This is a genomic window from Desulfofundulus salinus, from assembly GCF_003627965.1.
GTDB classification, from domain to species: Bacteria; Bacillota; Desulfotomaculia; order Desulfotomaculales; family Desulfovirgulaceae; genus Desulfofundulus; species Desulfofundulus salinus.
In genome coordinates, this window is the sequence record NZ_RBWE01000001.1 from 1,769,432 (window position 1) to 1,783,281 (window position 13,850).

13 protein-coding genes are annotated in these 13,850 nt (G+C 55.2%); all 13 read left to right on the forward strand.

Features of this window, described 5'->3' with window-relative positions; translation table 11 throughout:
* Window positions 1-8 precede the first annotated feature (8 nt).
* Window positions 9-656 carry a precorrin-2 dehydrogenase/sirohydrochlorin ferrochelatase family protein gene (locus D7024_RS09025; RefSeq protein WP_121451497.1) on the forward strand — a complete coding sequence of 216 codons (648 nt, stop codon included), beginning with the start codon at window positions 9-11 and terminating at the stop codon, window positions 654-656.
* A complete protein-coding gene (gene hemA / locus D7024_RS09030) occupies window positions 625-1,950 on the forward strand; it encodes a glutamyl-tRNA reductase (protein WP_121451498.1) in 1,326 nt (441 codons plus the stop codon). The genes D7024_RS09025 and hemA overlap by 32 nt, the downstream gene beginning before the upstream one ends.
* A 71-nt stretch (window positions 1,951-2,021) precedes the next feature.
* A complete protein-coding gene (hemC, locus tag D7024_RS09035) occupies window positions 2,022-2,960 on the forward strand; it encodes a hydroxymethylbilane synthase (protein WP_121451499.1) in 939 nt (312 codons plus the stop codon).
* A complete protein-coding gene (gene cobA / locus D7024_RS09040; RefSeq protein ID WP_121451500.1) occupies window positions 2,957-4,501 on the forward strand; it encodes a uroporphyrinogen-III C-methyltransferase in 1,545 nt (514 codons plus the stop codon). The genes hemC and cobA overlap by 4 nt, the downstream gene beginning before the upstream one ends.
* Window positions 4,485-5,660: a putative heme d1 biosynthesis radical SAM protein NirJ1 gene (gene nirJ1 / locus D7024_RS09045; RefSeq protein ID WP_121451501.1), complete on the forward strand. Its 1,176-nt coding sequence runs from the start codon at window positions 4,485-4,487 to the stop codon at window positions 5,658-5,660. Before cobA ends, nirJ1 begins: the two co-directional genes overlap by 17 nt.
* Before the next feature lie 18 nt (window positions 5,661-5,678).
* Window positions 5,679-6,656, forward strand: a complete 978-nt coding sequence (gene hemB / locus D7024_RS09050) for a porphobilinogen synthase (protein ID WP_121451502.1) — start codon at window positions 5,679-5,681, stop codon at window positions 6,654-6,656.
* Window positions 6,657-6,678: 22 nt separating this feature from the next.
* Window positions 6,679-7,680, forward strand: a complete 1,002-nt coding sequence (gene nirJ2, locus D7024_RS09055; protein ID WP_013822613.1) for a putative heme d1 biosynthesis radical SAM protein NirJ2 — start codon at window positions 6,679-6,681, stop codon at window positions 7,678-7,680.
* A 3-nt stretch (window positions 7,681-7,683) separates the two neighbouring features.
* Window positions 7,684-8,154 (forward strand): siroheme decarboxylase subunit alpha, encoded by a 471-nt coding sequence (gene ahbA / locus D7024_RS09060; RefSeq protein ID WP_121451503.1) that lies wholly within the window; start codon window positions 7,684-7,686, stop codon window positions 8,152-8,154.
* Window positions 8,147-8,623, forward strand: coding sequence for a siroheme decarboxylase subunit beta (ahbB, locus tag D7024_RS09065; RefSeq protein WP_121451504.1), 477 nt, complete (start codon window positions 8,147-8,149; stop codon window positions 8,621-8,623). The genes ahbA and ahbB overlap by 8 nt, the downstream gene beginning before the upstream one ends.
* A 10-nt stretch (window positions 8,624-8,633) precedes the next feature.
* Entirely contained in the window at window positions 8,634-9,926 is a 1,293-nt protein-coding gene (hemL, locus tag D7024_RS09070) for a glutamate-1-semialdehyde 2,1-aminomutase (RefSeq protein WP_121451505.1), read from the forward strand.
* A 241-nt stretch (window positions 9,927-10,167) separates the two neighbouring features.
* Window positions 10,168-10,809 (forward strand): redox-sensing transcriptional repressor Rex, encoded by a 642-nt coding sequence (locus D7024_RS09075; RefSeq protein WP_121451506.1) that lies wholly within the window; start codon window positions 10,168-10,170, stop codon window positions 10,807-10,809.
* A gap of 344 nt (window positions 10,810-11,153) precedes the next feature.
* Window positions 11,154-12,221 carry a hypothetical protein gene (locus D7024_RS09080; protein ID WP_121451507.1) on the forward strand — a complete coding sequence of 356 codons (1,068 nt, stop codon included), beginning with the start codon at window positions 11,154-11,156 and terminating at the stop codon, window positions 12,219-12,221.
* A 26-nt stretch (window positions 12,222-12,247) separates the two neighbouring features.
* A complete protein-coding gene (locus D7024_RS09085) occupies window positions 12,248-13,771 on the forward strand; it encodes a VWA domain-containing protein (RefSeq protein ID WP_121451508.1) in 1,524 nt (507 codons plus the stop codon).
* The last annotated feature ends 79 nt before the right edge of the window (window positions 13,772-13,850 follow it).

Here is a 13,850-nt window from a genome sequence, read left to right on the forward strand (position 1 = left end):
AAGCTATTTTGCCGAAGTGTTATCCCGTCTCTTTAATTTTATCCCAGCGCCTGTGCCTGGTAGTGGGCGGCGGCAGCGTAGCGGAGCGCAAGGTGTTATCCCTCCTGGCCTGTGGGGCTAAAGTAAAGGTGGTCAGTCCCACCCTTACTCCACCCTTACGTGGACTGGTGGAAAAGGGAGAAATCAGCTACCGGCAGGGGGAATACGAAACTGCCGACCTTGCAGGCGTCTTTTTAGTAATTGCCGCCACTGACCGGGATGAGATCAACCGCCGGGTAGCAGCCGAGGCAATGGCCAGAAATATGCTGGTGAACGTGGTAGACGATCCACCCCATGGCAATTTTTATGTCCCGGCAGTGGTAAGGCGGGGCTCCCTGCAAATCGCCATCTCCACCGACGGCAAAAGCCCCCTGCTGGCCCGGAAGATTAAAGAAGAGCTCGAAAAACGTTATGGCCCGGAATACGGTCTTTTGGTTAATTTGCTGGGTGAATTACGCCACGATATTTTAGAAAATATAGCCGATCCCCGTAAAAGACGGGACTTGCTGACGGCCATCCTGGATGATCAGGTTTTGCAGTTGCTGGCCAGGGGAGAACTCGAGCAAGCAAAGGAGCGGGTAATCAATGCTTATCATCGCGGTCGGAGTCAACCATAGAACAGCACCGGTGGAAATACGGGAACGGCTTTCCTTCTCGGATCATTCCCTGGAAACATCTTTGGCCCGGTTAAACAGTTATCCCGCCATTGAGGGGTGTGTCATCCTGTCTACCTGTAACCGGACGGAAATTTACGCCGCCACGCGGGAACTGGACGAGGGGTTAAATGCCATCTGGGATTTCCTCTCCAGGAAATCGGGGGTGGACATCTCGGAAATTAAAAACTACACCTACGCCCATACCCTCTATGATACCATCCGCCATCTGTTCCGGGTGGCAGCCGGTCTGGATTCCATGATCCTGGGGGAAACCCAGATTCTGGGCCAGGTGCGTCATGCCTACCAGTTGGCCTGCCAGTTCGGGGCAACCAACCGGGTGCTGAACACCCTGTTCCAGCAGGCCATCACCGTAGGTAAACGGGTACGCACGGAAACGGGTATCGATCAGAACGCCGTATCCATCAGCTATGCCGCCGTGGAGCTGGCTAAACAACAATTTAAGGACCTTTCCGGACGCTCGGTGCTGGTTATTGGTGCAGGCAAGATGAGCGAGCTGACCGCCCGCCACCTGGTAGCCAACGGTGTATCGGGAGTGATTGTTTCCAACCGCTCCTATCAGCGGGCCGTGGACCTGGCCGCCCAGTTTAATGGCCGGGCAGTAAAATTCGATCAACTTTACCAGTATATCGAGGAAGCGGACATCGTCATCAGCTGTACCGCAGCCTCCCACTATGTGGTACGCCTTAATGACGTGGCGGAAGCCATTGCCCGCCGGCAGGGCCGGGAGCTGATGATCATCGATATTGCGGTACCCCGGGACATTGACCCGGCGGTGGGACAGTTGCCGGGAGTAACTCTTTATGATATCGATGATTTGCAACAGGTGGTCGACCACAACCTGGCCCAGCGTAAAAAGGCCGCCGTGGCGGCAGAAAGCATCATTGAAGAAGAACTGGATCAGTTTATGCAGTGGTTGAGTATGCAGTTTGTCGTGCCCACCATTGTGGCCTTAAAGCAACGGGGAGAAGAAATCAAACAAAAGGAATTGCGCCGGGCCCTCAACCGGCTGGGGGACATCTCCGAGCATGATCGCAAGGTGGTCAGTTCCCTGGCCAACTCCATTGTTAATCAGCTGTTGCACGTACCGGTGACCCAGCTAAAAGCCTATGCTCTTACCCCTGAGGGTCACCTGTATATGAAAGTATTGCAAAATCTTTTTAAACTGGAAATACCAGGTGAACAATCCCAGGCCGGGAAAAAGCCTGTACAGGGTAACCTGGCCACCGGCAGATGAGTGGTAAGCTGGTGGTAGCAGTGCCCGACTCCGGACCAAGAGAGCAGGCCTTATTTATGGAGGCAAATTTAATGAAGCAAGAAATTATCATCGGTACGCGGGACAGCCAGCTGGCCATGTGGCAGGCCCGGTGGGTATTGGAAAAACTGCAAAAGCTATACCCCCGGAAAAGATTTGTCCTGCGCGGTATGAAAACCCGGGGAGACCACATCCTGGATGTGGCCCTGGCTAAAATAGGGGATAAAGGCCTGTTTACCAAAGAACTGGAATTGGCTCTATCGGCCCGGGAAATTGATCTGGCGGTCCATAGCATGAAAGACCTGCCTACCCGGTTGCCCGAGGGTCTAATCATCGGGGCCTTTTGCCAGCGGGAGTACCCGGGGGACGTGTTAATTTCCCGCTACGGCCTTACCCTGGAAACACTGCCTTCAGGTGCCCGCATCGGCACCAGCAGCTTGCGGCGCACCGCCCAGTTACTTCATTTCCGGCCCGACCTTAACGTTACTACCATCCGGGGAAACTTGACCACCCGGCTACGCAAATTGGAGGAATTAAATCTGGATGCCATAATTCTGGCTTACGCCGGGATACACCGTCTGGGACATGATGCACGCATCACCCAATTCATCCCCTTTGACATCTGCCTGCCCGCCGTAGGCCAGGGAGCTATTGCCATTGAAATTCGCGCGGATGATCCGGAAATTCAGGATTTAATTCGTCCCCTGGATGACCCAGATTCCCGGGCAACCATTACCGCCGAGAGGGCGCTGATGAGGAAACTGGAAGGCGGCTGCCAGGTACCCATTGGTGCCCTGGGACAAATACAGCATAACCAGCTGCTTCTGGAAGGGGCCGTAGCCAGTCTTGATGGCCGCCAACTGGTTCGGGACAGAATTTCCGGACCACCAAACCAGGCAGAACAACTGGGAGAAGAGCTGGCTGCCCGGTTAATAAAACTGGGTGCGGAGGAAATCTTAAAAAAGGCGCGACAGGAGTTTGATCTTGAATGAAAAAGGGAACTGTTTATCTGGTAGGAGCAGGTCCCGGGGATCCGGGACTGATTACTGTTAAGGGACTGGCCTGTATTCAAAAAGCCGACGTTATTGTTTACGACCGCCTGGCCAGTTCCAAGCTATTATCCCATGCTGCTCCCGGGGCAGAGCTGATTTATGTGGGCAAAAGCCCCGCCGGGCATTCCATGACCCAGGAAGAAATCAACCAGCTCCTGGTAGAAAGGGCCCTAAAGGGGCAGGTGGTTGTGCGCCTGAAAGGGGGGGACCCCTTTGTTTTTGGCCGGGGCGGGGAAGAGGCCGAGGTTCTGGCGGAGGCAGGCGTCCCCTTTGAAGTGGTGCCAGGAATCACCTCGGCTGTTGCCGTGCCGGCCTATGCGGGCATCCCGGTTACCCACCGGGATTGCACCTCTACCCTGGCAGTGATCACAGGCAACGAGGATCCCTCTAAGGAAAGTTCCCGCATTAACTGGGAAAAGCTGGCCACCGGGGCGGACACTTTGGTTTTTTTAATGGGCATGACCAACCTGGAATCCATTGTCAAACAGCTCACCAGGCACGGTCGTGACCCCCAAACACCGGTGGCGGTAATCTGCTGGGGAACCCGTCCGGAGCAAAAAACCGTCGTGGGTACTTTAGCAAATATTGTTTCCCGGACCATGGAAGCAGGCGTTACCAACCCGGCCGTAATCATTGTGGGCGAAGTGGTAACCCTGCGGGAAAAGCTGTCCTGGTACGAAAAGAAGCCCCTTTTCGGGAAACGGGTCCTGGTCACCCGGAGCCGGGAACAGGCCAGCCAGTTATCCCGGGCCATTGAGGCGCTGGGAGGAGAAGCGGTGGAGTTTCCCACCATCCAAATCGTAGAACCGGAAAGCTACGAACCCATAGATGCAGCCATTGCCCGGCTGGATTCCTACCGCTGGATTATCTTTACCAGCGTCAATGGTGTGCGCTTCTTCTTTGCCCGTCTGCTGCAACAGGGGAAAGATGTGCGGGATCTAAAAGGGGCTAATCTTTGCGCCATTGGACCCAAAACTAAAGAAGCCCTGGAAAGGTATGCTTTGAAAGTTACTTACGTACCCGATGAATACCGGGCAGAACAAATCATTGCCGGTTTAAAAGGCCAGATCAAACCCGGCGACCGCATCCTTTTACCCCGGGCGGACATTGCGCGGAAAGTGTTGACCGAACTGCTATCCGGCCTGGGAGCAGTGGTTGACGAGGTGGTGGCCTACCGCACCATCCCAACCGGGGAGGATACCCAACTGGTCAGGCAAATGCTGGCTGAAGGAAAGATTCACATCATTACCTTTACCAGCTCGTCTACCGTGCGCAATTTCGTTGAACTGCTGAAAGAACACAAGCTGCCCCGGTTGCTGCAGGGAGTAACGGTGGCCTGTATCGGCCCGGTAACGGCCCAGACCGCCCGGGAATTGGGCCTGCCCGTGCACGTACAGGCGCGCCGCTATACCATTGAAGGCCTGCTGGAGGTCGTTATTGAGGCAGCCCAAGGGGGGAATCAAGATGATCAGTATCAGTAAATTGCTCCTGGATACCGCCAATTTTGGTGATCAGCTGCGTTACACCCCTTCCTCCCGCAACCAGATCCACGGAACAACCGCGGGCCAGGGACCGGTGGTGGTATGGAACATGACCCGTACCTGCAACCTGCGCTGCATTCATTGTTATGCCAATGCAGACAACCAGAAGCACCCCGGTGAATTAACTACGGCCGAAGCCAAAAAATTTATTGATGACCTGGCTGCCTTCAAGGTACCGGTACTCTTATTTTCCGGCGGCGAACCCTTAATGCGCCAGGATTTTTTTGAACTGGCGGCTTACGCCACCAGCCGGGGCATCCGCACCACCGTTTCCACCAACGGCACCCTGATTACCCCCGCCGTAGCCCGCCGTTTAAAAGAAATAGGCGTGGGCTACGTAGGCATCAGCCTGGATGGCACCGGGAAAAACAACGACCACTTCCGGGGCCGGCCGGGAGCTTTTCAAGCCGCCCTGGAGGGCATCCGCAATTGCCTGGCGGTGGGGCAGCGGGTGGGGCTGCGCTTTACCATCAACCGGCATAACTTTCACCAGATGGAAGCCATCTTTGACCTCATTGAGCGGGAAAACATCCCCCGGGTATGTTTTTACCATCTGGTTTACAGTGGCCGGGGAAAGGAAATGTTAAAAGACGATATTACCCACCAGGAGTCCCGGGCCGCCCTGGACCTGATCATGGAACGGACGCTTGATTTCCACCGCCGGGGCCTGTCCAAAGAGATTTTAACCGTGGATAATCATGCCGATGGGATTTATGTATACTTGAAATTGCGGGAAAGGGACCTCCAAAGGGCAGAGCGGGTTTACCAGCTGCTTTTGCACAACGGGGGCAACCGTTCCGGCATAGCCATTGCCGCCGTGGACTGGGAAGGCAACGTCCATCCGGACCAGTTTACTCCCCAGCACACCTTCGGCAATGTGCGGGAGAAAAGCTTCGGTGAAATCTGGACGGATCTCTCCCAGCCCATTCTGGCCGGGTTGAAAAACCGCCGTCCTCTTTTAAAGGGACGCTGTGCCCGCTGCCGCTGGCTGGAAATATGTAACGGCAATTTCCGTACCCGGGCAGAAGCGGTATTTAACGATTTCTGGGCACCCGATCCCGCCTGCTACTTGACGGATGAAGAAATCGGTATTGCTTAGAACAAGGAGGTGCGTCCGGTGGCCTTTCCCATAACCCGTCCCCGCCGTTTGCGGGTGAAGGAAAACATCCGCCGCCTGGTGCGGGAAACCTGCCTGACGGTAGACGACCTTATCTACCCGCTTTTTGTCACCCACGGCCGGGGGGTTCAAAGCCCCGTAGAAGCCATGCCCGGGGTGTATAATCTTTCCCCGGATATGCTCCTGGAAGAAGCAGCCCGGGTGGTCGATCTGGGCATACCCGGCATTCTCCTTTTCGGCATTCCCCGGGAAAAAGATGAAACAGCACGGGAAGCTTATGACGATGAGGGGATTGTGCAGCAGGCCGTGCGGGCAATTAAGAAGGAGTTCCCCGAACTGGTGGTCATTACCGACGTCTGTCTCTGTGAATACACCAGCCACGGTCACTGTGGAGTGGTAGAACAGGGACGCATTCTCAACGACCCGACCCTCGAGCTCCTGGCCCGTACGGCCCTTTCCCATGCCCGGGCCGGAGCCGACATGGTAGCTCCTTCCGACATGATGGACGGCCGGGTGGCCGCCATCCGCCGTGCCCTGGACGAAGCCGGTTACCAGGATGTATCCATCATGTCCTATGCGGCCAAGTATGCGTCAGCCTATTATGGCCCCTTCCGGGAAGCGGTGGGCTCGGCACCCCAGTTCGGAGACCGCCGCTCCTACCAGATGGACCCCCCCAATGCCCGGGAGGCTCTGCGGGAGATAGCCCTGGATATTGAAGAAGGGGCCGACATTATCATGGTCAAACCTGCTCTGGCCTACCTGGATATTGTCCGGCAGGCGCGGGATGCTTTTAACTACCCCGTAGCAGTTTATAACGTCAGCGGGGAATATGCCATGGTTAAGGCCGCGGCCCTGCGGGGCTGGATTGACGAACGCCGGGTTGTCCTGGAAACCCTCACCGGAATGAAACGGGCCGGGGCCGACATTATCATCACTTACCACGCCAAGGACGTGGCCCGCTGGTTACGGGAAGGTTAGTTCTTAGAGAGGATGTTAAGCCGTGCTGGTTTCCTGGAATACTACCAACGCCTGTAATTTGACCTGCCGGCACTGCTACCGGGACGCCGGTGCCAGGATGGAGGAAGAATTAAGTACTTCCGAAGCTGCCAGTCTAATTGATGAAATTGCCCGGGCCCGTTTTAAAATTATGATCTTCAGCGGAGGTGAACCCCTTCTACGGCCCGATATATATGAGCTGGTGGGGTATGCGGCCCGGAAAGGCCTGCGCCCGGTTTTTGGTACCAATGGCACTTTAATTACCGGCAGTGTAGCCGAAAAATTAAAGCAGGCCGGGGCGCTGGCCATGGGGATTAGCCTGGACAGCACCGAACCGGAACAGCACGACCGTTTCCGCGGTGTCCCGGGAGCCTGGCAGGCCGCCGTGGAGGGCATGGAAGCCTGCCGGAAAGCCGGCTTGCCCTTTCAAATTCATACCACGGTAGTGGAATGGAACTACGAACAGGTAGAGGCGTTAACCGACCTGGCCGTGCGTATGGGAGCTGTAGCCCACCACGTGTTTTTCCTGGTACCCACCGGAAGGGCCGTAAATATGGAAGAGGAATCCCTCAGGGCCGAACAATACGAGCGCTTACTTCACCGGTTAATGAAAAAACAAAGGGAAGTGCCCATTGAAGTAAAGCCCACCTGTGCCCCCCAGTTTATGCGCATTGCCGCCCAAATGGGCTTAAAACTGCGCTTTCAAAAGGGGTGCCTGGCCGGCACGGGTTACTGCATCATCAGCCCGAAGGGGGACGTCCAGCCATGTGCCTATTTAAACATGCCCGTGGGCAATGTGCGGGAAACACCCTTTAGCCTTATCTGGCAGAATAACCCGGTATTCAAACGGCTGCGCACCGGCGGGTACGGCGGCGGTTGCGGCAGCTGTAACTACCGGAATATTTGCGGTGGTTGCCGGGCCCGAGCCTACTTCTACCACGGGGATTATATGGCCGAGGACCCCTGGTGCCTGTACCGGAAAGGCAAAAAACCAACGGGGGAATAGTTCATGACTCTGGATAGTCTGGATAAACAACTGTTGAATATAATCCAAAGCCATCTACCCATCGAACCGGAACCCTACAAAAAACTCGCCGAAACCCTGGGCACCACCGAAGAGGACATCCTGGCCCGGCTAAAACGTCTCATTGAAAAGGGGGTAATCCGGCGGCTGGGGGCTATCTTTGACTCCCGCCGGGTAGGTTACAGCGGTACCTTATGTGCTATGAAAGTACCGGCGGAGAGAATTAAGGAAGTGGCGGCCGTGATCAACAGCTTTCCAGGGGTAACCCATAATTATTTGCGGGATCACCCGTACAACATGTGGTTTACGCTGCTGGTGGAATCCCAGGCCAAGCTGGAAAATACCTTGGAGGAAATCAAAAGACGCACCGGCATAGCAGATATGCTCCACCTCCCGGCCTTAAGAATTTTTAAAATCAGGGTGAACTTTGACCTGGGGGAGGATGAAAATGCTTAGCCAGCTGGACAAAGAAATTATCCGCGCCCTGCAGGAAGGTCTTCCCCTGGTCAGCCGTCCCTTTTTGGCCCTGGCGGAAAAACTGGGTATTGGTGAGGAAGAGCTTTTGGCCAAGGTGCGGGATTTTGTCGACCGGGGGGTGATCCGGCGTTTTGGGGCGGCCGTGCGCCATCAGGACCTGGGTTACGTTTCCAACGCCATGGTGGTCTGGCAAGTCCCGGAGGAACGCATGGAAGAAGTGGGCCGGCTGATGGCCTCCTTTGATGAGGTTTCCCACTGTTACCAGCGTCCCGCCCGACTACCCGACTGGCCGTACAACTTGTTTACCGTGGTCCACGGACAGACGCCCCAGGATTGCCGGGAGATTGCCGCCCGGCTCTCCCGGACCAGCGGGGTTGCCAACTACCGTCTGTTATTTAGTATAGCCGAATTAAAAAAGAGCAGTATGAAATACTTTGTGGAGAAATGAGGGTGGTATCTTGTCTTACGAAAGGTCTAAGGAACTGTTCGCCCAGGCCCGCCGTTACATGCCCGGCGGCGTAAACAGCCCCGTAAGGGCCTTTAAAGCCGTGGGGGGACAACCCCTTTTCATTGCCCGGGGAAAGGGAGCGCTGATTTATGATGTGGACGGCAATGAATACATAGACTACGTGGGCTCCTGGGGACCGCTCATCCTGGGTCACCGGCACCCGGAAGTAACGGCGGCCCTGCAGGAATGCCTGGAAATCGGCACCAGTTTTGGTGCTCCCACCGAACTGGAAATTGAGCTGGCCAGGGCCATTGTAGAAGCGCTACCGGCCGTGGAAATGGTGCGCCTGGTAAACTCGGGCACCGAAGCAACCATGAGCGCCCTGCGGCTGGCCCGAGCGTACACGGGGCGCAATAAAATTGTTAAGTTTGAGGGCTGTTACCATGGCCACGCCGACTTTTTGTTGATTAAAGCCGGTTCCGGGGCCCTTACCCTGGGGGTGCCCAGCAGCCCCGGTGTGCCGGCCAGCACGGCGGCGGACACCATTGCGGCCCCATATAACGACCTGGATACTTTAGAAGCAATCTTCGCCCGGGAAGGCGAGGATATTGCCGCCGTGATTGTGGAACCGGTAGCGGGCAACATGGGCGTAGTACCGCCCAGGGAAGGCTTTCTGGAGGGCCTCAGGGAAATCACCCGCCGTTACGGAGCATTATTGATCTTTGATGAAGTGATCACCGGCTTCAGGCTTTCTTACGGCGGCGCCCAGGCCCTGTACAATATCGATCCCGACCTGACCTGCCTGGGCAAAATCATCGGCGGCGGCCTGCCCGTGGGCGCCTACGGTGGAAAGCGGCACATCATGGAACAGGTGGCGCCGGAAGGCCCGGTTTACCAGGCAGGCACCCTTTCGGGCAACCCCCTGGCCGTAACCGCGGGCCTGGCCACCTTAAAGGTACTAAAACGGCCCGGCACTTACGAAGAACTGGAGCGCAAGTCCGCCCTTCTCGCCCGGGGACTGGCCGAAGCCGCCGGGGAAGCAGGCCTTGTGCTCTCCTTTAACCGGGTTGGTTCCATGCTCTGCACTTTCTTTACCGAAACACCGGTAGTGGATTATGCCACTGCCTGCACGGCCGATACCCGCCGCTTTGCTGCCTTCTTCCAGTCTATGCTGGAACAGGGGATTTACCTGGCCCCGTCCCAATTCGAGGCAGCCTTTGTCAGCCTGGCCCATACCGACGATCAAATCCAGCGGACGGTGGAAGCAGCCCGGAAGGCCTTTGCCGCTGCCAGCAAAATATAAAAATAAGGTCACAGGGTTGGAGGAAAAGGGCGAATTGATGTTCGCAACCATTCCCCGAGGAGAAACTTCTTTTCGGGGCTTTTCTTTGCTCTTCGGGAAAAAGTCATTTGACAGACAGGGGTACAAATGATATAAAATACCTAGCATGTGAATTTTATAACTTAAAAACCGGTCTTCTACCGGGGCCGGGGTAAGGCCCCTTATTTGCATAGAATAACATAGAAGATAAGGAGGCGATTTGATGAAGACCCTGCGCGTCCCCGAAGCCACAGTAACCAGGCTATCGATATATTCCCGGTATCTTGAACGGCTCGACCGCAACGGAGTAACTACTGTCTCCTCCGGGGAAATCGCTGAAGGGGTAGGAGTAAGTCCGGCCCAGGTACGCAAGGATTTAGCCTACTTTGGTGAATTTGGCACCCGGGGAGTTGGCTATAATGTCAAAGATCTCATGCGCTACACCAAAAAGATTCTGGGGCTGGACCAGGAATGGCCATTGATTCTGGTAGGTGCCGGTAACCTAGGATATGCATTATGCACATATAAGGGATTTAACAGCCGGGGTTTTAAAATTGTGGGCGTCTTTGATAACGACCTGACCAAAATAGGCAAGAAAATCGCCGAACTTGAAGTATTGCCCATGGAAAAAATGCCCGAGATAATTCAGGAACACAAAGCCCGTATCGGCATCATCGCCGTACCTCCCCGGGCGGCCCAGGATGTGGCCGACTTTATGGTTAAAAACGGTCTGGAGGCCATTTTAAACTTTGCCCCGGTGGCCTTGAACCTGCCGGAAGGGATAGAGATCCGCAATGTGGACCTGTCCGTGAAACTGGAAATACTCACATTTAATTTGGGCTTCAAGTCCGCCCAACGCCTGTAAAACACCGTGAAAGGCCGTGCACTACGGCCTTTTTCAGCCGGTGGTGGAAAATGAACTGGTATATCGGCGAGGCGAAAAGCGAAGGCAGGCCCGAGGGCATGGATGCCCGAGGCCGGCAACTGAGGTGAGGCAGGATGCCGAATTTGCCGGGAAGCCTGCCGGAGCTTTGAGCCGAGCAATAGTTTGGCCCGCGAGGCTCACCGGAGCGAGCGGGAGCCAAAACAGGGTAGTTGGAAAGTGGGGATAACTCAGGCAAAATGCACCTTGACGAAACCACAGTCGAACCGACAAAATGAAAGTAAAAAGACGTAGTCTAAAAATCTTTACATAACGGGTGGCAAAACGTGCGTATTGAGATTCTCACCCGCAACATGGACAAAAAGCCCGCCTTGCTGACTTTTCTGGCGGAACAACCGGGCCTGTGCACCCGGGGGAATGAAATCCTTGTGGACGGTCTACAAATGACCGTGGGGCAAAGCTATATTTATATTACCACCCGGCAATGGGAATGGGGAGAGAAAATCGTCCCACGGCTTTTTTCCATTGTACCCCATGCCTACTCTTCCTCTTACTACGAGCCGGTAACCGATCAAAAAATTCTGGTTACCGCCATAGCCCGCCCGTTACCGGAAATTATGGAAAGGTTGACCCTGCTGGAACATCTCGACCTGGAAGCGGAAGAGCTGGCCGGGCAATTCCAGGTGCAGTGGCAATCGCGGGACGTGGCGGTCAGTTGCCCGGTTTCCCTGATGGTCCAGGGAGGGATAGCCACGGCTAAGATTAAATTTACCACCCACTTCCGGGACGCGGAGCACCATTGCCGGCAGCTCTTAAATAAAATTTCCCTTGCGGAAGTGCTGCGGGTATTTACCCCGGAAGTAACCGCACCCAGGGAAGAACCCCTGGTAGGGGTGCTAACCATATCAACCCGAAAAGTTGTAACGCCGGAGTGCTGTGCGGAATTTTTAAATCACTTTCAGGGCCAAACCCTTTATTTGGAGCAACAGGATGCCCTGCGGGCCTTTTTTGATCCTGCCGGGCACATAACTTTCCGCCAGACCGCCCAAAAAATAGAAGCGGAGCTTTACCTGGAAAAACCGGAGGTACTGACCGAAGAACTCTACAAACAGTTGACCGCAACGCTTGGTTTTACCGATTTAACCCTGCATCGGACTATAGATAAAATCAGCCTGGAACCTCATACCTTAATTAAAAACCTGGGATTTACCAAAGATCACCGGTTTCATCTTTTTACCCGCCCGGGAACCTTCCTGGCCAGTTATAACATCAAAGAAAGGCAAATGAGCCTCGCCGCTTCAGTTAACCTGGCAGAGGAAGGGGCAGTGGATCGGGTAGTCCAGTTGTACAGGGCCATGGAATGTTTCACTAACCGGGTACTGGAAAATATCTAGGTAATAAGGGGTTTAGCCAGAAACCCATGGTTGGGCATTTGATCGGCTTCATACAATTACTAAGGCAGGCCGGCATCCCCGTCTCCACGGGGGAAATGCTGGATCTTTTGCAGGCCCTATCCCTCCTGGAACCCACCCGGAAAAACCTCCTCCTGGCCATGCAGGCCACCCTAATTAAGGAAACCGGACAGGAGAGGATCCTGGAAAAACTCTTTGACTTATACTGGACAACACTCAAACAAAAGACTAGAAAGCAGGAACAGCCAACCAATAAAACCGCCATTCCCATTCATCCTCCCCGACTGTCCCGGGAAGAGTTTAACGCCAGACTGGCACAGATGAAAGAGTGGCTGCGGCAGGCCCTGAAGAGTGAAGATGATTTACCGGCAGGGGGCGGAGAACCGGCAGGGCAGGGGGGCGGCAAGGGAAACGGCCCGGAACAGGGAAGAAGAGAAAGGCATTTTCAACATGGTAGTACGGTTCCCCTTGCGGCAGCGGGACAGCGACTGGCCATGATCATTGCAAAAGACAGCGAAGAAGATTTAAAGGCCCTGGCCCGGGAAGCCGTATTTACCCTGGTCCCACCTGCTGAAGACACCCCTGGAGAAGATCCCCGGCAAATGCTAAAGCAGTTGAAAACACACCTCGACTGGGCACAGGTAAAGGATTGGCTGGAACGGTCCCCCCTTGGGGGGGCGGAAAAGCTCCGCCAGCAGAAAAATCTCCTGCGGCTGGAACGCCTGCTCAACCGGGAACTCGAACAACTGCGCTGTAAAAGACAACCGGAAAAGGAGCTTCCAGCCATCGCACGGGAGGCCAATCTATCCCAACGTTGCTTTGCCGAGCTGGACCCGGAACAGGTGATACAAGTGAAGAGGCAAGTAGCCCGCCTGGGGCGCCGCCTGGCCACCCGCGCGGGTTACCGGCGCATTCCGGCGACCCGCGGGGCGGTAGACATAAGCCGTACCGTACGCCTGGCAGCCACCATCGGGGGAGTGCCCATAATCCTCTGTCACCAGGGCCGCCAGGCAACACGACCGGATTTAGTTGTGCTCTGCGATCTTTCCGGTTCGGTGGCTCCTTACAGCCAGTTCATGATGCTCCTGGTCCACACTATGCAAAATAAATTCCGCATGGTGCGTTCATATGCTTTTGTTGACGCCATAGCCGAGGTCACCGTCCAATTAAGGGAACTGGACCTTGAGAGGACAGTGCGGAACATCCAGCGGCAAACCGGCATCTGGCGGACAGGTTTTTCCGACTACGGCGCGGTTTGGCACCAGTTTTTTCACGAACACCTGCATGTACTTCACAGGAAGGTCACCCTGATCATCCTGGGAGACGCCCGGAACAATTATAAGCCATCCGGGGAAGAGTATTTCCGGGAGATTTGCCGCCGGGTTCGGCAGGTGATCTGGTTAAACCCGACCCCCCAGGAAAGCTGGAACCAGGAAGACAGCATTATGCATCTTTACACACCCTACTGCCGGCACGTTTTCGAATGCCGCAACCTTTCCCAGTTAACCAGAATCGCACGCCAGATATTTTAACTGAGCCAATTGCGATGTTCGGAAGTAGAGATGAATAGGCCGTTTTAGGGCAGTGGCAAAAATATTTTACCCCGGCACG